Raw genomic sequence first — 20,769 nt, forward strand, 5'->3', positions numbered from 1 at the left:
TTGCTGTTGTGGCGATCGCTCTGTCATTTCAGTTATTAGTACAGTGCTTTTCATATTGATGAACTCACGTCACAATCAAAACTCTGTAGGGACGTTCCATAGAACATCTCTACTGTGGTCTACCGTGCAGGAAAACCGCTGTAAAATATAGTCCAGTAGGGTGTGTTAGCGGTAGCGTAACGCACCGAAAATTATAGCGGTTTTCATTAACATAGAATACAGCTGTCAGGTCTGTGACTTATTAAACTTAAAACATACTTATATTTTGTCTGTAGTCTACCTTTGTGAAAACCGCTATAAAATCTAGATGGTACGTTACATTCCATTAACGCACCCTACTGGACTGTTTCATCTAAAATAGTGCATTATATCAAATCCGTTTAATTGGACATAAAAAAATCTTCAATCGCCATAACTACGTTTATCTTTGTAATTCTTTCTCCTCCTGACTCGGTCCGACTGACTTCCCCTCCACCGGAGGGGTTAGGGGTGGGTTGACTCCTCCTAACTTAACCATTCTATGGCTGTTTAACCGGATTTGATATTATATCCTTGGGTTGGGGGCGGGTTCATAAGATAATTTGTAACACCATTAAGAATAGCGCGAAACCCGCCCCTACTATTGCACCATTTTAGGCGTGTCAGTCCACTACTGGCTATAAAACCATTCATTCTGACTCCTGACTCTTAAATAGACATCTCCAAAAATAAAAAATCAAATCAATTCTTGATCAATTATTCTTCCCTGTTCCCTATTCCCTATTTTCTGGAGATATCTAATAGACATCTGGTGATCATAAAAAATCAAATCAACTATTGCACAGAAATTATCAATTCTTTCTCCCTACTCCCTACTCTCTACTCCCTATTCCCTATTTTCTGGAGATGTGTAATAAAGAACCTAGTCATTTATCAAATTGCCATCACATTTTTTTTAGATTCTAGATTTTACCACAATACTTGACTAATCATTCCAGAATTGCTATCTTAAAAATATGAGCAGTTAAAATCAAAGGTGATGGGCAGGCAGAAAGAGTTCAATAGGGATGAAGTATTAATGAAGGCAATGCAAACCTTCTGGTGTTATGGCTATGAGGGGACTTCCATACAAACCTTAGTTGATAAGATGGGTATCAACCGAGGCAGTCTTTATGATACTTTTGGCGATAAGCAATCTCTGTTTCAAGAAGCGATCGCCTATTACGACTCTAGACTTGTATCACCGATGATTAGTAAACTAGAAGCACATGATGCTTCTAAACAAACCATTGTAGATATCTTTTATGGTATGATTGATTCTGCAGTAACAGATGAAGATCATAAAGGCTGCTTAATTACAAACACTGCTGTTGAACTTGGTGGCAATAACCCAGACAGTGCTAAACAAATTGCTGCCAAGATCCAACAGATTGAAAATGCACTTACAAAAGCTTTAACTACAGCTCAAGAGAAAGGTGAAATTAGTCAGAAACATAACTGCACTACCGTAGCCAGATTTCTTACTTGTTGCTTACAAGGTTTACGGGTAATTTCTAAAGTTAATCCTGACCGAAAAGCATTACAAGATATAGCTAGAATTGCTCTTTCTGTTTTATAACAGGGAACAGGGAACAGGGAACAGGCAACAGGGAACAGGGAACAGGGAACAGGGAACAGGGAACAGGGGGAAAACATTTCCCTGTCTGAGGTTCATTATCAGTCTATATCCTAAGTAACTTGTTCGTTGCTATAGATTAATTTACCGACTTTTAATTTTTTGGCATTGGTGATTTGAGGTATGATATCATGTCCGGGTAAGAGGTCGATAGAACTCCTTTCTGCGCTCCGTGTTAAAGTTTGCGCCCTTCATTCCGATAGGATGCGTTGTACGCCAGCAAACAAAAAACTTTCTCCTTCTATTCCTCTTTCTTCTTTCTTTCCTCCTGACTCCTGATTCCTGTACGTCGCCAATCCGACGGCTCCCCTACCTGACTCCTCAGTAATTAAGATTAATATCATGCCCTAATTTACCAACGCCAATTTTTTTTGCCTTAATTGGAACAATCATTCTAAATAATAGGAGAAAATCCCATGGAATTAACCAAAAACTTACAACAACTCCAAGCTGAAATACAAGCCCAACTACCAGAAGATGCAAAAGCAAAAATGAATAAAGCTGTAGTTGATTTAGCCAACTCCGATATTGTTGACAATAGCTTAAAAGTAGGGAAAAAAGTTCCTAACTTTAGCTTACCAAATGCAGTAGGTAAAATAGTAGAATTAAATTCATTACTTGTAGAAAGTCCTGTAGTAATTTCCTTCTATCGTGGCGGATGGTGCCCTTATTGCAATATGGAATTAAGAGGTTTACAAAAGTACTTGCCACAAATCACAGAATTAGGAGCAAGATTAATCGCAATTTCTCCAGAAACACCAGATAATTCTCTTTCCACAACAGAGAAAAACGAATTAACTTTTGAAGTCTTAAGCGATCGGGGAAATCAAGTTGCTAAAGAATTTGGTTTAGTATTTCAACTTCCCGAAGAATTACGCCCAATATATCAAAGTTTTGGCATTGACTTACCAGCTTACAATGGTGATGAAAGTTTTGAATTACCAATTCCTGCAACTTATGTAATTGCCTCAGATGGTACAATTATTCATGCTTTTGTTAACCCATATTATACACAACGTCTCGACCCAGAAGAGATTATTAATGTGTTAAATTAATTAGGAGTCAGTGCCGCTACGCGGAAGTCAAAAGTAAGAAGTAAGAAGTAAGAAGTAAGAAGTAAGAAGTAAATTATAGTGGTCAATAGGTAAGCATTCAGCAATTAGTAATTATTCATTAGAGTTGTTGGGAAATAACTTAGGTTAGGAAGGGGACTTTAACAGTAACTTTTATTCTGTCTCAATTTCTCAATTATTTTTACCTTCCTCAAAATTAATAGCTGTTAACGCAGTTCCTCCGATAGGAGGCTAGCTAATAGCTGACTGCTGAATGCTTACGTCAAGGAGCATCTTGCTCCCGCTATTTCTCCAAACTTCCCACCTACCACACACTTCCCACACTACTCCTTATTACTTCTACCAAAATTAGCCATAAATAAATACGAATGTATCGGTTAACAGAGGAAGAAATTAGGATAATTGAAGATAGTGTTCAATAATGATCTATAATTAAAGTATTTGTTTTTATTGAGAATCTTACTAATGAAATCAACAACGATTTATTTGCCAGAAGAAACTGAAGCTAATCTACAAAAATTAGCTACTCAAACAGGAAAATCTATTCCTGAAATTATCCAAGAATTAATCACTGATTATCTTACTAAAAAAACTCAAAAATTACCTAAATCAGTTGGAATGGGTTCAAGTGGCAGATCGGACTTATCTTCTAAAGCGGAAGAATTATTATGGATAGAAGAGTAATAGCAGATACCAGTGGAATTATTGCTTTTTTAGATAGGGACGATCGCTACCATTCCCTAGCGGTTGATATTGTCACCAATTATCAAATTTATATCCCTATAACTGTTTTGCCAGAAGTTGATTATTTAGCCACTAAATATCTCGGAGAAAAAGTCGCTAGAAGTTTTATATAAGATTTAGGAGATGAATATTTTAATTATCTTACTCTTGAGTTAGAAGATATTAATAAAATTACAAAACTTATGAAAAAGTATAAAGATTTACCTCTCGGATTTGTTGATGCTAGTTTAGTTATTTTAGCAGAACATCATCAAATAAAAAGAATTTTAACTCTAGATAGAAGACATTTTAATTTAATTCAATCGGAACAAGTTAAATACCTAGAAATATTGCCATAATTTTACGGATACTTAATTAATTAGAGGTTGAAAAATGGAAAATATAGAATATTCAGGATATTGGTGGTTGCCCTTAAAGGAAGATGAAAAAATAGCTGGAAAGCCAGAGAAAAAAATAGCTGGTACTCTGACATTTACAAATGATGAGGGAATTAAACTGCGACTAATGGGTTCACTTCATAATTATTCTTCTCGAAAGGAACAATTTATTAATGTTCCAATTATTTTAGGAGTTACACATGAAGAGATTATTACTCTTTATGATTGTAGTACTTATCTTGATATAAGGAGAAGTAGCCGTCGTTTTTCAATCGAAGAATGTTGTCCAAAACTTGCTTTAATAGGTAGACATTTTACTAACCCAAACGAAATATTGTTTCATAAAGCTGAAGTACAATATAGCTATCTATCTTACTGGGGTGAATTGCCTGGAATAAAAAAAGAAAGAGATTATCAAGACAATAATAAACTCAAAGAATTAAGACTTACATATACTGTTGCTGAAAATATTGAAGTAACTACAAAAGATGCAAAAATTTCTGTCTTTTATGGTGGTCGTGAAGCAGGTAAGCGTGAAAGTATTGACTTAAAACAATATGTATCATTAATTATTGAACCAAATAAAGAACTTCCATTTCAAGATTTTAACTCTAAATTTCAAGATTTTCGCTCTAAATTCATAGGTCCTATTCAGGATTTTATCACTTTTGCAACTGATAGAGCAAACTCCATTGCTGAATTAAAATTGTATTCCTATTACGGTGATGCAGATGTAGATATAGAAAAGATTCCTTACACGATAGAACAACTTCCTATAAAAGCTCTTTATAAAACCAACTATCCTGACATAAAAGAGCAAAATAGATTACTTTTTCAACATGAAATGCTCTTCTCTGTATCTGACATTGATAACCGTTCCTCGACTCTGGAAAGATGGTTTGATTCTAGGAAGGAATTAGATAGTACTTTTAATTTATTCTTCAGTATCTGGTACAAACCAGATATGTATTTAAACCATAAATTTCTCAATCTTGTTCAGGTTGTAGAATCTTATCATCGCCGTCGAATCGAAACAAATGAAGAAAAGAATTCTTCTTTACAAGAAAGAGCAGAATCTTATCATTGTTGTCTAATCAAAAAAAAGAAAAAAAAGGAGCCTTTTTTACGAGAAAGATTGGAAGCTTTACTTAAATTTGAATTAATTCTAGATGTAACTAACGAATTAATTCAGGACAAAGATTCATTTATTACTAAAGTTGTACACACCAGAAACTATTTAACTCACTACAGGGAATCCTTAAAGGAAAAGGCAGCTAAAGGAAAATATTTGTATTGCTTGACATAATTACTTTCTTTCATTTTGCAAGCTTGCTTTTTGACAGAAGAGCTAGGTTTTACTTCAGATAAATGTTACCAGTTACTTAACATAAATCTTCGATATCAATATACACTCGATAGAGTAAGAAAAAAGAACTGTTTTGATTGTCCTAAAGAAAATTTATGAAAAATGCCTTGATATAAATTATGACTTCTTATTTCGTGTTGACAGATGAGTTATACCAGTTTGATAAATCTTTGCTACAAATATTTAGGTTACTGCTTAGGAGTCAGGAGACAAGAGTCAGGAAACAGAAGAAATAAGTTTTACACCATTTTTTATATAGTAATTTATCTTTTTCATCCAATAGATATTTCCTATAAATTATTTTCATACTCCTTATTATTTGTAACATTCTTTTTTCAAATTGGTATTATATAGAATCCAAACGAACAAATATTACTCAATAAATGGCGTATTTTGCCATTAGAAAAACACCAATATGTATTAGATGTCGGTTGAGTTGAGGAAGCGAAAGCCCAACCTAAATCTAATTATCAATTATCAATTATTTCTTCTCCCAAAATTCGCCAGAAGTAAATAGGAACAAGGAACAAGATAAAGAGCTACCAACGTTGAACCCCCAACACCACCAGCGATCACTACAGCTAGAGGAGGCCAAAAACTACCGCCTCCTAATAATAAAGGTACAAAACCAATCATTGTTGTTAAGGTTGTAGCAATTACATGACGAGTTGAACGTAGGACTACTTTTCGGGTAGCTCGACGGTTGCCTGTAGATGCTTCCGGGTCTTCCAGGATGGCAGCCATAACTACAACTGAGTCATTAATAGCAATTCCCACTAAACCAAATGTGCCGATCAGACTCATAAACCCAAAGGGATAGCCAAATAACCATAAACTAAAGAATCCTAATCCTGCGGCACAAATAGCAACTAAACCAATGATGGAAGCTGCTCGGAATGAATTTAAGGATAATACCAAAATTGAGGCTGATAACAATAATATAAGTGGCAGAGTAGAGAAAAGATTTGTTTGAGCATTCCCTTGTTGTTCTGCTTCTCCAGCAACTTCAGACCAGTACCCAGATGGTAGTTCAAAATCTGCATCATTTAACTTTTGCTGCCATTTTGTGAAAATTTCTGAAGGTAAAACTCCAGCAGCGAGAAAACCTTGAATTGAGTTTACTCTTCTACCGTTACGCCTTTTAATGACTGAAAATTGTGGCTCTAATTCTACTTCTGCTAAAGCTGATAGAGGTATTGTGTCTGTTGCATTCTGGCGATTTTGATTGAGACTGGAACCAGTCGGTTGTAAATCTAGGGATTTAATTTGGCTAAAGTCTCCTCTTTGAGTATTTGATACTCGCACCCGCACTGGTAATTCTTCAACACCTTCGAGGATAGAACCTCCTAAATTTCCCTCTAGTAAAGTATCTAACTGTTCCGAAACAGTAGCGCGATCTAGTCCTGCTAAACGAATCTCTTCTTCATCCACTAGCAGTTTTAGTTGAGGTCGAACGTCGTTTAAGGTGCTACGGGTATGAGTTACTTTCGGAGTTTGAGCTAATAGCGCTCTTGCTTGTTCTCCTATTTGTTGTAGACGGTTTAAGTTGGGACCATAAATTCGTAGTTCCACTGGTGCATCAAAAGGAGGTCCCTGTTCCAATAGTCGCACTAAAATTTGAGCTTTAGGAAATGCGCTATCAACTTCTGCTTGAATTCTGTTAACTAATTCTGGTTTAGCGATCGTATTTAGCTGCAAAAATCCTTGAGCATAATTGAGATACCGTTCTTTACCTGCTTTTAAGTTGTAGTAATACCTGGGCGAACTACGGGCTAAAAACCACTGTAATTCATCAATTTCTGGGTGCTGTAAAATTAGCTCTCGGACTTTTAGAGCAGTATTTCTTGTTTTTTCAATTGAGGTGATAGCTGGCAATTCTAATTCAATTTGTACTTGGTCTCTATCTACTTGAGGAAAGAATTGTTGGGGCAGAGTTCCCAGCTGAACTATACCAGTTATTGGTAATATTAAACCTAATAATATTCCTAACAAAGGAGAACTATATATGCTGCGTAAACTTAGTTGATAAATTTGAGTTAAATAAGAATTTGAAAATCCTGTTTTCCACCATAGCTGTTTAGTTTTTTGCCAGGAATTACGGTCTGGATTGTGGTATAATTTTGCTGTTATTGCTGAACTGATTGTAATTGATATTAATAGTGAATAAAGAACAGCTAAAATCACACTAATACCAATACTACCAACAAATTCTCCAGAAGGACCAGGCATAATTGCAATTGGTAAAAACGCCAGAGCTGTAGTTAAAGTTGATGCCATTAAAGGCATAAATAAATGATGAATTGCTTTAGTAATTGCTACTTCTGATTTTAGACCTGAAGCTATACCTTGACTAACTTCATCAACCACAATAATTGCTGTATCAATTAATAGCCCTAAAGCTACAATTATTCCAGTTATTGACATTTGATGTAGAGGTATATCTAACAATCCCATCGAACCTAACACCATACAAGTTGATAGAGGTAGGGCTAAACCAACAACAATTGCAGATTTCCAACCCATTAAAAAGACTGTAATTGCAAATACTAGAAAGCCACTAATAAACAAATTTAAAATCAGACTATCTAGACGATTTTCAATATAATTACTTTGATTAAAAATCATCTCTAGTTTCAGACCTTTGCCTAGTTGTTCGCGGAATTTATCAATTTCTGTTTCTGCTGTTTTTGCCCAAAGGTCTATTTGATAATCTGATTCGACAAATACCCCTAATGCAGCAGCAGGACGACCATTAATTAATGTTAATTCTCTGGGCGGTTTAATAATAGTTTTCCTCACCTCAGCAATGTCGCCAAGGAGAGCAAATTGTCCTTGTTCGCTAAAATTAATTGGAATACTCCGAATCCTTTCTAAAGAATCTAAATCTGATTCTATTTCTAATAGTAAATCATTATTTTGACTGCGCATTATACCTGCTGAAACCTTAGCATCGCTCTGTTGAATTTGCGTTGATAATTGTTGAGGTGTTAGCCCAATACTAGCTAACTGTACCTGGTCAATTTCTACTACAATTTCTTCATCTTGCTTGCCAAAAATATCAACCTTTTCTGTGCCCGATAATCCCAAAAATTCATCTTTCAACAATTCAGATAAACGGTTAAGAATTGCATAATTAGGTTCGCTATCTTGTTCCCAAATTAAAGCTGCAATCAAAGCATAAGCCTTAACTTCTACCTCCTCTAGTCGTGGTGGACTCGCACCCACAGGTAATTCAGGAGCAGCTCTATTTAATCGCTCTCTAATTCTTAACCAAACCGCATCAGCATCTGCCTCTTCAACGGAGTCTAACAGTTCAATATCGATAATCGAACTACCCGCTCTAGAGTCTGATTCGTAGCTTTTAATTTCCTCAATTTCAGATAATTCTTCTTCTATTTTTTCTGTAACTAAAGCTTCAACTCGTTCAGCATCAGCTCCAGGCAAAAAAGTTGTGACAAACCCTTGACGAGAAACTAATTCAGGGTCTTCAAGTCGTGGCAATGTGAAAAAAGCTGAAATTCCCCAGGTGAGAATTACCAATATTGCCAGGATTAATAATCTAAAGTTTCGATAAAATAAAGTAGTCATTTTCAGTTATCAGTTATAAATAGGGAGGAGTCAGGAGACAGGAGACAGGAGACAGGAGACAGGAGACAGGAGACAGGAGACAGGAGACAGGAGACAGGAGAAAGAAGTATTTTCATCACTTAGGGAGGAGACAGGAGACAGGAGACAGGAGACAGAAGTATTTTCATCACTAATTATCTGGAGATGATATTACAGCTAGGGAGGAGTAGCGTACCTCTCGCCTGATGGAATTTGCTGTATCAGTTCTAAACTATCTTGAATCATATTCCCCCTGCAACGTAAATGCTCCCCAATAATAAGGACTTATCTCAGTTTCTAACATCTGCAATTGCGCTGCCCGCAATGCCTCCACAGGCGATAACCCCTGGTCTAACATTCCTTGATAAAACTGCGACATTAAATCTGCTGTTCTAGAATCATCAACAACCCACAACGAACCTACTACCCGTTTTGCCCCTGCATACATGAATATCTTTGTCAAACCTACCAAACCTTCTCCTTTAATATCCTTCCCTAAAGCTGTTTGACACGCACTCAATACTACTAATTCTGCTGGTAAGTTAAGATTAAAAATATCATTCAGTCGGAGGAAACCGTTTTGCCAGTTGCCGTTTTTATCCACTAACGACATGACAACCCCTGACAATTCTGGTTGCTTACCGTTAGCAAAACCGTGAGTGGCAAAATGTACAATCTGATATTGGGCTAATTCCTGACTGGTTGCTATTTCTCTGTTGGCCTGAAAATCAAAAGCTTGAGTGCGTTCCGACTCTGGTATTAAAGCCATAATTGCTTCTGCTTCAGTGCGAGTACCTGGAAGTCTATCCCATCTAATACCAACATCTCTAGCAGCCCTATCTAATTGTTGTGCCTCTAGGGGGAAAGCTCGACTCCGAGATTCTGCTGTAGATATTGTGGTAGTTTTACCTGTAAACCTAGCATCATCAGGGCTAAATACTGGGTCGGCAATAATAGCCACTTTCTTCGGGGCAAGTTTCCGAGATTTTGTACTATTGCGGATATTGGCAATAGTAGTAACTGAAGGGAGATTTACTATTTCGTGGTTAACTATTAAAGGTTGATAACCATCACTTTCTTGATCGGTATTTGGTATTGATAAGACGGAAAAAGGAATTTCTTGTAAGAAGCGATCGGCAACTATTAATAAACGTTTTTTGTTTAATTTATCGGTAACTGGTTTGATCAGAATTTCTGTCAGCTCATCGGCAGCACTATCAACTTTTGCTATGTCGTTGCGTTCTCGTGGACTTGTTATTCTCACCATCAACTCTATAGCAGCATTTTTGATTTTTGCTTGGGGAGGAAGTTGATAACTGTGGATGCTATCTTTGGTGACTGCCCATAAATAGCTGCTTTCTTCACCCAAGGAATATTGTAGAAGTAAGGTGTTGTCATCTAATACTTGTTGTTGAACTTCCTTGAGAGTGAGGGGTTGAGGTTCAGTTAGAGCTGCATAATTTGGGCTGGTGGTACGAATTTTGATGCGTAACTGGTTGTATTCATCTATGAGTTGGTCTCTTGTTTGTTCGATGTTGGCTTTTTGTTCGCAGGTGTATTCTCCACTAAGGAGTTTGATGCGTTGGGTTTCGATGGCATTGAGTTGTTGTTGCAGCTCTGTTTCTGCCATTGCTAGTTTGGGATCTATTCCTTGGCGGATATTGACACTAGCTTCGTTGAGGAGTTCGAGGAAAGCACGGGCGCGACTGCGTTCACTGGCGTGAAAGGCTTTAGCATCGTAACCTTGGTTTGGATTTTGTTTGTGGAGTTCCATGAGTAAGTCGATGTAGAATTCATATCTATCCTGGACGGTGGCGAAGTAGGAGGCGCGGAGTTCAACACTAGCAATTTTGGTACGGAGGTCTTCAATTATTTCTAGGGATTTTTCTATGAAAGTTAGACTTTCAGTGAGTTTGCCTTGGTCTCGTTTGAGCCAAGCGATATTAAAAAGAGTGCCTGCTTCCCCATCCCGATCGCCTACTTGCCGTCTTATAGGTAATGCTTGATTTAAGTAATTAAAAGCTGTTTGTTTTTCTCCTAAGCTATTGTAGGCAAGGCCAAGATTATTGAGAGTCCTTGCTTCCCCATCCTGATCGCCTACTTGCTGATATATAGGTAATGCTTGATTTAAGTAATTAAAAGCTTTTTGTTTTTCTCCTAAGCTATTGTAGACAAGGCCAATATTATTGAGAGTGCTTGCTTCCCCACGGCGATCGCCTACTTGCTGATATATAGGTAATGCTTGATTTAAGTAATTAAGTGCTGTTTGTTTTTCTCCTAAGCTATTGTAGACACTGCCAATATTATTGAGAGTGCTTGCTTCTCCACGGCGATCGCCTACTTGCTGATATATAGGTAATGCTTGATTTAAGTAATTAAGTGCTGTTTGTTTGTCTCCTAAGCTATTGTAGACACTGCCAATACTTATGAGAGTGGTTGCTTTCCCACGGTGATCACCTACTTGCTGATATATAGGCAATGCTTGATTTAAGTAATTAAAAGCTTTTTGTTTTTCTCCTAAGCTATCGTAGACACTGCCAATACTTGTAAGAGTGGTTGCTTCCCCACGGAGATCGTCTACTTGTCGTTTTATAGGTAATGCTTGATTTAAGTAATTAAGAGCTGTTTGTTTTTCTCCTAAGCTATTGTAGACAAGGCCAATATTATTGAGAGTGCTTGCTTCCCCACGGAGATCGCCTACTTGCCGTCTTATAGGTAATGCTTGATTTAAGTAATTAAGAGCTGTTTGTTGTTCTCCTAAGCTATCGTAGACATAGCCAATATTATTGAGAGTGATTGCTTCCCCACGGCGATCGCCTACTTGCTGATATATAGGTAATGCTTGATTTAAGTAATTGAGTGCTGTTTGTTTTTCTCCTAAGCTATCGTAGACATAACCGATCCAAACGAGTGTAACTGCTTCCCTCCTCAAGTTACCTATTTTCCTAAATAGTAATAGCGCTTCTTCCCATTTAGCGATGGCTTGCTTCCGAGATTCTGCTGTACCTTGCTTATACAGTTTCATTACTTCATCAAAGACTTTTTCTGCTTCAGCATCAGGGTTGGTTTGAGCAGCAACTTCTCCCTTATTCACAATACTTGGCAACATTAGGAGAGGGAAACTCACACTAAATAATATCAGACTATTAATACTGAGAATAGACAACCATCGTACTGGAGAAACCATAGATATTATCCCTTTCTAAGCAATTAGAAAACTTCATATTAATATACTTCCTGTTTCAAGAAAGATATGCAGTATCCAGTAGGTTGGGTTAAGCGTCGGAGCGCAACCCAACAATTATAACTCTTTGTGTTGGTGCATTGTAATGGTCGTGAATTGTCCAGCAATATTTGTGACCACAACAGTGGGAGCAAGATGCTCCCATACTAGGTATTCTTTTTTGCTGTATACCATTATGCGAACAGGACTATCTTTTTGTGGGGTTTCCGGATGTCAACCCAATCTACAAAGTAGCTAAATATTTTGATAGTATCCAGTAGGTTGGGTTAAGCGTCGGAGCGCAACCCAACAATTACACATCTTTGTTGTTTGTTGGGTTTATCCTGCGGATAAGCTACGCTAACCTTACGTCAACCCAACCTACAAAGTGGTCGTCAGAGAATTACAACCCTATATTTTTTGTAGTCCTGTGCTTCCCACACCTCCCACCCTCCCCACACTCCCCACACTCTCTATCTAATACAATGCCACCGAATTTGAGATCATTCCCACTCCCCCTGTAATGTAAACGCTCCCCAATAATACGGACTTATCCCACCCTCCCACATCTGTAACTGTGCTGCCCGCAATGCCTCCACAGGCGATAACCCCTGCTCTAACATCCCCTGATAAAACTGCGACATCAAGTCCGCCGTTGCAGCATCATCCACAACCCACAACGAACCTACCACCCGTTTTGCCCCGGCATACATAAACCCCCTTGTCAACCCTACTAAACCTTCTCCTTTAATATCCTTTCCCTGAGCTGTTTGACACGCACTCAATACTACTAATTCTGCTGGCAAATTCAGATTGAAAATATCATTCAGTCGGAGGAAACCGTTTTGCCAGTTACCATTTTTATCCACTAACGACATGACAACCCCTGATAATTCTGGTTGCTTACCATTAGCAAAACCATGAGTGGCAAAATGGACAATCTGATATTGGCCTAATTCCTTGCTGGTTGCAGTTTTCCGGTTAGCCTGAAAATCGAAAGCTTGAGTGCGTTCTGACTCTGGTAATAAAGCCATAATTGCTTCTGCTTCAGTGCGAGTAGCAGGAAGTCTATCCCACTTAATACCAACATCTCTAGCTGCCCTATCTAATTGTTGTGCCTCTAGGGGTAAAGCACGACTGCGGTTTTCTGATGTAGATGCTGTGTTGATTTTACCACTGATAACTGATGACCGATCGCTTTTCGCTGAAATAACTCTGCCATCTTCCGGACTAAATACTGGGTCAGCAATAATAGCCACTTTCTTCGGGGCAAGTTTCCGAGATTTTGTGCTATTGCGGATATTCGCAATAGTAGTAGCTGAAGGGAGATTTACTATTTCGTGATTAACTATTAAAGGTTGATAACCATCACTTTCTCCATCGGTATTTGGTATTGATAAGGCAGAAAAAGGAATTTCTTGTAAGAAGCGATCGGCAACTATTAATAGACGTTTTTTGTTGAATTTATCGGCAACTGGTTTGAGAATAATTTCTGTCAGAGCATCAGCAGCACTATCAACTTTTGCTATGTTGTTGCGTTCTCGTGAACTTGTTATTCTCACCATCAACTCTATAGCAGCATTTTTAATTTCTGCTTCGGTAGGAAGTTGATAACTATGGATGCTGTCTTTGGTGACTGCCCACAAATAGCTGCTTTTTTTTCCCAAGGAATATTGTAGAAGTAAGGTGTCGTTATCAAGCACCTGTTGTTGAACTTCCTTGAGGGTGAGGGGTTGAGGTTGGGTTATGGCTGCATAATTTGGGCTTGCGGTACGAATTTTGGCGCGGAGTTTGTCGTATTCATCTATAAGTTTGTCTCTTGTTTTTTCTATATTAGCTTTTTGTTCGGGGGTGTATTCTCCACTTAGGAGTTGGATACGTTGGGTTTCGATAGTATTGAGTTGTTGTTGCAGCTCTGTTTCTGCTGTAGCTAGTTGGGGATCTATTCCTTGGCGGATATTAACACTAGCTTCGTTGAGGAGTTCAATAAGAGTACGAGCGCGACTGCGTTCACTAGCGTGGAAGGCTTTACCATCATAGCCTTGGTTTGGTTGTTGTTGGTGCAGTTGCATCAGTAAGTCGATGTTGAATTCGTATCTATCCTGAACGGTAGCGAAGTAGGAGGCGCGAAGTTCGGGACTAGCAACCTTAGTCCGGAGGTTTTCGATTATTTCTAGGGATTTTTCGATGGTAGCTAGACTTTCAGTAAGTTTACCTTCGCCTCGTTTGAGCCTAGCAATATTATAAAGAGTAATTGCTTGCCCACTTTGATCGCCTACTTGCTGATCTAGAGTTAAAGATTGATTGTAGAAATTGAGTGCTGTTTGTTTTTCTCCTAAACTATCGTAAATAAGGCCAATATTATTGAGAGTGGTTGCTTCTCCACGACGATAACCTACTTGTTGATATATAGGTAAAGCTTGCTGGTAGAAATTAAGTGCTGTTTGTTTTTCTCCTAAACTATCGTAAACAAGACCAATATTATTGAGAGTGGTTGCTTCTCCACCCCGATCGCCTACTTGTTGATATATAGGTAAAGCTTGCTGGTAGAAATTAAGTGCTGTTTGTTTTTCTCCTAAACTATCGTAAACAAGGCCAATATTATTGAGAACAGTTGCTTCCCCACGACGATAACCTAGTTGTTGATATATAGGTAAAGCTTGCTGGTAGAAATTAAGTGCTGTTTGTTTTTCTCCTAAGCTATCGTAAACAAGACCAATATTATTGAGAGAACCTGCTTTCCCAAAGCGATCGCCTACTTGTTGTCTCAGAATTAAAGCTTGTTGGTAGAAATTGAGTGCTGTTTGTTTTTCTCCTAAGCTATCGTAAACAATACCAATATTATTGAGAGTAATTGCTTTCCCAAAGCGATCGCCTACTTGTTGATATATAGGTAAAGCTTGCTGGTAGAATTTGAGTGCAATTTGTTTTTCTCCTAAGCTATTGTACACAAACCCAATATTATTGAGAGTGGTTGCTTCTCCACCCCGATCGCCTACTTGTCGTCTTAGAGGTAAAGCTTGCTGGTAGAAATTGAGTGCAATTTGTTTTTCTCCTAAGCTATCGTAGACAGAACCAATATTATTGAGAGTAGTTGCTTCCCTGCTCAAGTTACCTGTTTTCCTAAATAGTAATAGTGCCTCTTCCCATTTTGGGACCGCCCCCCTGAGAGATTCTGCTGTTCCTTCCTGATAAAGTTTCATTCCTTCATCAAAGACTTTTTCTGCTTCAGCATTAGGGTTGGTTTGAGCAGCAACTTCTCCCTCATTCAAAATACTTGGCAATATTAAGAGAGGAAAACCGATATTAAATAACATCAGACTATTAACACTGAGAATAGACAACCATCGCATTGGAGAAACCATAGATATTATCCCTTTCTAAGCAATGAGAAAATTTCATATTACTATACTTCTTGTTTGAAGAAAGATATGCAGTATCCAGTAGTATCCAGTAGGTTGGGTTAAGCGTCGGAGCGCAACCCAACAATTACAACTCTTTGTGTTGGTGCATTATAATGCTTGTGAATTATCCAGCAATATTTGTTACCACAACAGTATTCAGTAGGTTGGGTTAAGCGATAGCGCCACCCAACAATTACAAATCTTTGTTGGGTTTCCTTACGTCAACCCAACCTACAAAGTTATCATTCAGGTTAAGCATATCTCGCAACTCAAAAATTACAAATTTTTGTTAGGTTTCCGGATGTCAACCCAATCTACAAAGTTGCCTAAACTTCATCTAACTTCTGACTTCTGACTTCTGACTTCTGACTTCTGACTTCACAAACTGCCCAGGTGCCAATTGATTAGTTCCATTAGTCACAATCAAATCTCCCGGTTGCAAAACTCCGCGCACCAAACTCCGCTCTCCCTCAGTATGCAACACCTCAACCATTCGTTTTTCAGTCTGATAAGTTCCCGCAGGTAAATTCAAATCTGACTGCGAAGGCGGTACAAGAGCATAACTTGCCAACAACCCCCGCTCCCCCCAAACTAAAGCAGAAGTAGGCAACCAATATCCTTCCATCTCATGAGTCTGATTTAATCCCAGACGAACAACAGTACCAGGAGCAATAGCTTGAGGTAGTGCCAAAATCACAGTTTGCGTCCGAGTCATAGAATCTACTTCTGGTAATATCGACAGCACTCTTGCACTATAAATTCTCTCTCCCACCCTAACTTCCTGCTGACTGCCAACTCTCAGACTGGAAGTCTTCCCTGGTGGCACCCCAACTCTAACCTTCCTTTCACCACCCTCAAGCAAACGCACAACACCCTGACCAGCATTAACCACAACTCCCTCATCTAAATGTCGGACTGAAACAGTACCAGAAAAAGGTGCAAATAGAGTACTCTTTCTCAGAACAACATCAATTTCAGAAATTTGTGCCTCGAAACGTCTAATTTCTGCTTGTTGAGCTTCTATTTGTTCCCTGCGAGTTCCAGCAATCAGTTCGTCTAACTGACTTTGCACCTGACCTACCCTAGCTCGTTGAGCTTCTATTTGTTCCCTACGAGTTCCAGCAATCAGTTCGTCTAACTGACTTTGCACCTGACCTACCCTAGCTCGTTGAGCTTCTATTTGTTCGCTGCGAGTTCCAGCAATAAGTTCGTCTAACTGACTTTGTGCCTGACGTACCCGCGCTTGTTGAGCTTCTACTTGTTCCCTACGAGTACCTGTTTCCAGTTTCTCTAGTTCGCTCTTTGCTTGCTCCAGTCTTGCTTGTAAAGTATCTGCTTGGGTTGAAGCTTCGTCAAACTGCTCTTGAGAAATTGCTCCTTCGGTATAAAGTTCTTCACGTCGTTTTTCCTGAAGGCGAGCGAGATTTAATTGTTCTTCTAAGTCCAAAACTCCCGAACGAGCAACTTCAATATCTTCAGTACGCGGTCCGGTTTGCAACTCCTGCAATTTTGCTTGTTCTTGGAGTAGGGATGCACGAGTCGCTGCAATTACTTCTGGTCTCGGTCCAGTTTGCAACTCCTGTAATTTGGCTTGTTCTTGGAGTAAGGATGCGCGAGTCGCTGCAATTAATTCTGGTCTCGGTCCAGTTTGCAATTCCCGTAATTTGGCTTGTTCTTGGAGTAGGGATGCACGGGTCGCTGCAATTACTTCTGGCCTTGCTCCGTTTTCTAGTTCTTTGAGTGTGGCGATCGCTCTATCTTTCTGTGCTATTAATACTGCTTTTTGAGCTTTTGTTTGGCTAGTGTCGAGTTGAGCGATAATTGTTCCCTTGGTTACTTCTTCTCCTTCTTCTATATATATAGATGTGAGTAAACCAGATTGTTCAAAACCTAATTCACTGGTTCTTTTGGCTTCTACAATTCCTGTGTAACTCTGGGAAACGGAATAGGAGTTTACTAATTTAATTGGGATAGCTTGAACGGATAGGATATTGGGAAGAGTGGTTTCTAAGTTTGGTTTGGCAGAAATATTCCGCTCCTGAATAAATTTTAGACCGCCAAAAGCTATTCCTAGAGTCACCAACACGAGACCAACGCGAAGAAATTTTCTATCCTTGACTTTAGGTTTGAAATTAGTGACTTCTGACTGAATTGGTAAAGTTTCCATCTTTTCAGTTAAGATTTCCACTTTGCCATTAATTTCATGGGGTTTAGAGTCTAGCAAATTATTCTCTGTCATTGCTTTAAAATTTAGCTTAAGTAGAGATTATAAAATTTTTATTAAGTTAGATTCAAATGGACATTTAAAACAATCGTTTGATTTCTTTAGATTAAAACATACGTTTGAAATAATTGCAAAGGGAAGGCAGAAGGCAGAAGGCAGAAGTCATATCAAATCCGGTTAAACAGCCATAGAATGGTTAAGTTAGGAGTCCTCAGGAGTCAGGAGACAGGAGTCAGGAGGAGAAAGAATTACAAAGATGAGGGTAGTTATGACGATTGAAGATTTTTTTTATGTCCAATTAAACGGATTTGATATCAAATAAATATTAGATCGCGTAGGGTGCGTTAATGAAATGTAACCCACGCCTCCTAAAGTATGAGGTGCGTGAGGTGTAATATCATGTCCGGTAGCATCGGTATTGTATAGCAAGGGTAGGGAACACCGGAGCTGGGAACAGGGAACAGGCAAGAATACTTAAGAGCAAGAAAAAACTTAAATTTCCTGTAGATATTCACCTTTGGGTTTACACGAACGCGCCCCAGCGGACATGATATAAAACCGATCGCGAAGCGGAACGGAGTTCTATCATTATTCCAAAAATGGTAAGCGTACCGTCACACACCCTACTAAATATTGGTGGTGGTGCATAGGGCGTTGCTGATTCTGGGTATGACTTGATAATTTTGTATAGCAATGTGCGCTGGCATATTTACACATTATTTTTTGTACACCTTTTCGCTTACTGCACTTTGAGCTGGACATTGTAAATACCTGAGCGCTCATTGCTATATTTGGAATTTTTTATTTTGGATGGTTTGAACTACTTGTTAATATTAACTTTTCCCTGTTCCCTGTTCCCTGTTCCCTATAAACCTCTTTCATACCTTAATTCAGCAATGCCGTGCATAGTAATGGTAGAGAGAGTGTGGGGAGATGGGGACCCACCCCTAACCCCTCCCCCTCCGGTGGAGGGGAATTTGGGAAGATGGGGACCCACCCCTAACCCCGACCGTGGAGGGGAGTATGGGAGAAATTAAAAAATATATATCTTCACCAAAACCCATGCAGGACTACCTAAATATTTTGTTTGCCAACAGCGTATAAATTGTTAATTCCAACAAGATTTTTTTCCTAATTTCTCCCGCCTCCCAAGACTAAATTGTCTCGTATTAATGATAAAATCTGACATCACAATAGACTACTTTTAGGGAGAAATGTTTTGCAAATATTTGAAATTCATGGTATTTATAAAAAAAATCATAATCGTAAAATATGTATCGTTATTAGCTTGATTTTAATCAATTTGTCATGTTTAAGCACTCGCCCTACTCTGGCAACAGAAGAAAAACAGGAGCTGATGGGAGAAATTAAAAAGTATACTGAAGAATTTAGTAATTCTAAGTCTAATGACCCCATTACTCAACAAATACCTGTTTACCAACTAGATGATATTTTACCCTCCGACTGGGCCGATGAAGCATTAATAAGTTTACGCGACCGCTACGACTGTCTCTCCGGTTATCCTGACAATACTTACCGAGGCAACCGCGCCATCACCAGATATGAATTTGCCGCAGCTGTAAATGCTTGTTGGCAAACCATCGAAAGTTTCCTGGCAGAAAATCAAGCAGAATTAATTCAACAAGATGACCTGATAGTTATCGAAAGACTTATACAAGATTTTCAAGTAGAAATAGCTAACCTGAAAGCACGCGCTGAGGGTTTAGAAAATCGAGTAGATGCTTTAGAAGCACAACAGTTTTCTACTACTACCAAATTAAACGGTCAGACAATTTTTGCAGTAAACGCTGGTGGGTTTGACGGCGATCGCCTCATTGACCCCAATGGAATAGAGCTTGCAGACGAAAACCCTCAAGCGACCTTTCTCTATCGAGTAGCTTTAGATTTTGATACCAGTTTCCGAGGTACAGACTTATTAAAACTACGGGTTGATACTGGTAGTAATGGCTTTATTGATAATGCTACAGCTATACTCGAACCCAACTTTGGCAGTATTCTAGATTTCTCCAAACGTCCCCCACGAAATGACGATGTTGGTATTGGGAGAGTATTCTACAGTTTTCAGGTCGTGGAAAATTTGTCTCTATCTATCGGACCGTTAATTGAAGCGTTGGATTATATAGATAATAACAGTTACGCCGATTTAAGCTTTCGCGACTTTTCCACAGAAAACCTAGTTTATAACTACGTTGCATTTCCTGTTAATGGCATTGGTGGTGGAGCAATATTAGAATGGAATCCTGGTGGCAGTGCTTTCAACCTTCGTGCTTTATATATTGCTCCAGATTCAGCTAACCCTTCCCAAAATGGTCAAGGTCCGTTGCCAGTTTCTGTGTTTACATCACTACTCTATTCTGATGGCAGGGGTTCACGGGGTCTATTTGGTTTTCATCAAGGAATGGTGGAATTTGAATATAATCCTTCCTCTAGATTTAGTCTACGTTTGCTTTACAGTGGAGGAAAAGTTTTTGCTCGCAATTTTGATGCAGTGGGAGTGAATTTTGAGTGGGGTTTTTCTGGCAAGTTTGCTGTTTTTGGTCGCTATGGTTATAGCAGCTATGATGATACAGATTTTGGGGATATCAATCCGAACTATTGGATGGCAGGTATTTCTGGATTAGATGTTTTGCAAGAAGGCGATCGCTTGGGGGTAGCAGTTGGACAGCCTTTTGTTGTGGATGAAATTGGTAATTCAACTCAGACAAATTTGGAAGTTTTTTATAATTATGCAGTGAACGATAATATTCAGATTTCTCCTGTTTTGCAACTTGTTTTTGACCCTAGTAATCAAAAGAGTAATGGCACGATTTTTACTGGTACGTTACGGACTGTTTTTTACTTTTGAAGTAGTCAGAAATAATTAATAGTATATTCGTTTAATCGGTATGATAATATTTATATTCCGGCTCTAAAACCATGTTAATCCATGGCAATTCATGGCTGTAGATATGTCCAATTTAGCCCATACTACTGAAGAAAAACTATAGCGCTGTGCGCAGGCAACAGCTCCGGAAGGCAACAGCTCCGGAAGGGGGAATAAAAAGCTGATAAGATAAAACTTTTAGCTATTGGACAGT

12 protein-coding genes and 1 pseudogene are annotated in these 20,769 nt (G+C 38.6%); 8 read left to right on the plus strand and 5 right to left on the minus strand.

Annotated elements, in window-relative coordinates:
* The first annotated feature begins 1,018 nt into the window (after window positions 1-1,018).
* On the plus strand, window positions 1,019-1,597 hold the full coding sequence (locus tag F6K18_RS14495; RefSeq protein ID WP_287521796.1) for a TetR/AcrR family transcriptional regulator: 579 nt from the start codon (window positions 1,019-1,021) through the stop codon (window positions 1,595-1,597).
* Between the two features lie 248 nt (window positions 1,598-1,845).
* Here F6K18_RS14495 and F6K18_RS14500 read toward each other — a convergent pair whose 3' ends face one another.
* Entirely contained in the window at window positions 1,846-1,998 is a 153-nt protein-coding gene (locus F6K18_RS14500; RefSeq protein ID WP_287521798.1) for a hypothetical protein, read from the minus strand.
* Between the two features lie 72 nt (window positions 1,999-2,070).
* On the opposite strand from F6K18_RS14500, the gene F6K18_RS14505 reads away from it, so the two are divergent.
* The 5 genes and pseudogenes from F6K18_RS14505 (at window position 2,071) to F6K18_RS14525 (ending at window position 5,154) form a co-directional block, all read left to right on the plus strand.
* On the plus strand, window positions 2,071-2,709 hold the full coding sequence (locus F6K18_RS14505; protein WP_287521800.1) for a peroxiredoxin-like family protein: 639 nt from the start codon (window positions 2,071-2,073) through the stop codon (window positions 2,707-2,709).
* A 483-nt stretch (window positions 2,710-3,192) separates the two neighbouring features.
* Entirely contained in the window at window positions 3,193-3,411 is a 219-nt protein-coding gene (locus F6K18_RS14510) for a CopG family transcriptional regulator (RefSeq protein WP_287521802.1), read from the plus strand.
* On the plus strand, window positions 3,396-3,584 hold the full coding sequence (locus F6K18_RS14515) for a hypothetical protein (RefSeq protein ID WP_287521804.1): 189 nt from the start codon (window positions 3,396-3,398) through the stop codon (window positions 3,582-3,584). The genes F6K18_RS14510 and F6K18_RS14515 overlap by 16 nt, the downstream gene beginning before the upstream one ends.
* A gap of 24 nt (window positions 3,585-3,608) precedes the next feature.
* A pseudogene (locus F6K18_RS14520) lies at window positions 3,609-3,809 on the plus strand (hypothetical protein); the annotation flags it as partial.
* A 34-nt stretch (window positions 3,810-3,843) separates the two neighbouring features.
* The gene (locus F6K18_RS14525; RefSeq protein WP_287521806.1) at window positions 3,844-5,154 is read left to right on the plus strand and encodes a HEPN domain-containing protein; all 1,311 of its coding nucleotides are present in this window, start codon (window positions 3,844-3,846) and stop codon (window positions 5,152-5,154) included.
* Between the two features lie 537 nt (window positions 5,155-5,691).
* On the opposite strand, the gene F6K18_RS14530 is transcribed toward F6K18_RS14525, so the two are convergent.
* The 4 genes from F6K18_RS14530 to F6K18_RS14545 form a co-directional block, all read right to left on the minus strand.
* Window positions 5,692-8,802 carry an efflux RND transporter permease subunit gene (locus F6K18_RS14530; RefSeq protein WP_287521807.1) on the minus strand — a complete coding sequence of 1,037 codons (3,111 nt, stop codon included), beginning with the start codon at window positions 8,800-8,802 and terminating at the stop codon, window positions 5,692-5,694.
* Between the two features lie 250 nt (window positions 8,803-9,052).
* Window positions 9,053-12,007, minus strand: coding sequence for a CHAT domain-containing protein (locus tag F6K18_RS14535; protein WP_287521809.1), 2,955 nt, complete (start codon window positions 12,005-12,007; stop codon window positions 9,053-9,055).
* 539 nt (window positions 12,008-12,546) lie between these two features.
* Window positions 12,547-15,408 (minus strand): CHAT domain-containing protein, encoded by a 2,862-nt coding sequence (locus F6K18_RS14540; protein ID WP_287521810.1) that lies wholly within the window; start codon window positions 15,406-15,408, stop codon window positions 12,547-12,549.
* Window positions 15,409-15,784: 376 nt separating this feature from the next.
* A complete protein-coding gene (locus F6K18_RS14545; protein ID WP_287521811.1) occupies window positions 15,785-17,686 on the minus strand; it encodes an efflux RND transporter periplasmic adaptor subunit in 1,902 nt (633 codons plus the stop codon).
* Between the two features lie 896 nt (window positions 17,687-18,582).
* On the opposite strand from F6K18_RS14545, the gene F6K18_RS14550 reads away from it, so the two are divergent.
* Both F6K18_RS14550 and F6K18_RS14555 read left to right on the plus strand, forming a co-directional pair.
* The gene (locus F6K18_RS14550; RefSeq protein ID WP_287521812.1) at window positions 18,583-18,708 is read left to right on the plus strand and encodes a hypothetical protein; all 126 of its coding nucleotides are present in this window, start codon (window positions 18,583-18,585) and stop codon (window positions 18,706-18,708) included.
* Between the two features lie 182 nt (window positions 18,709-18,890).
* Window positions 18,891-20,537, plus strand: coding sequence for an iron uptake porin (locus tag F6K18_RS14555; RefSeq protein WP_287521814.1), 1,647 nt, complete (start codon window positions 18,891-18,893; stop codon window positions 20,535-20,537).
* Window positions 20,538-20,769: the final 232 nt, after the last annotated feature.

It is taken from the genome of Okeania sp. SIO2C2 (genome assembly GCF_010692625.1).
Lineage (GTDB): Bacteria > Cyanobacteriota > Cyanobacteriia > Cyanobacteriales > Microcoleaceae > Okeania > Okeania hirsuta.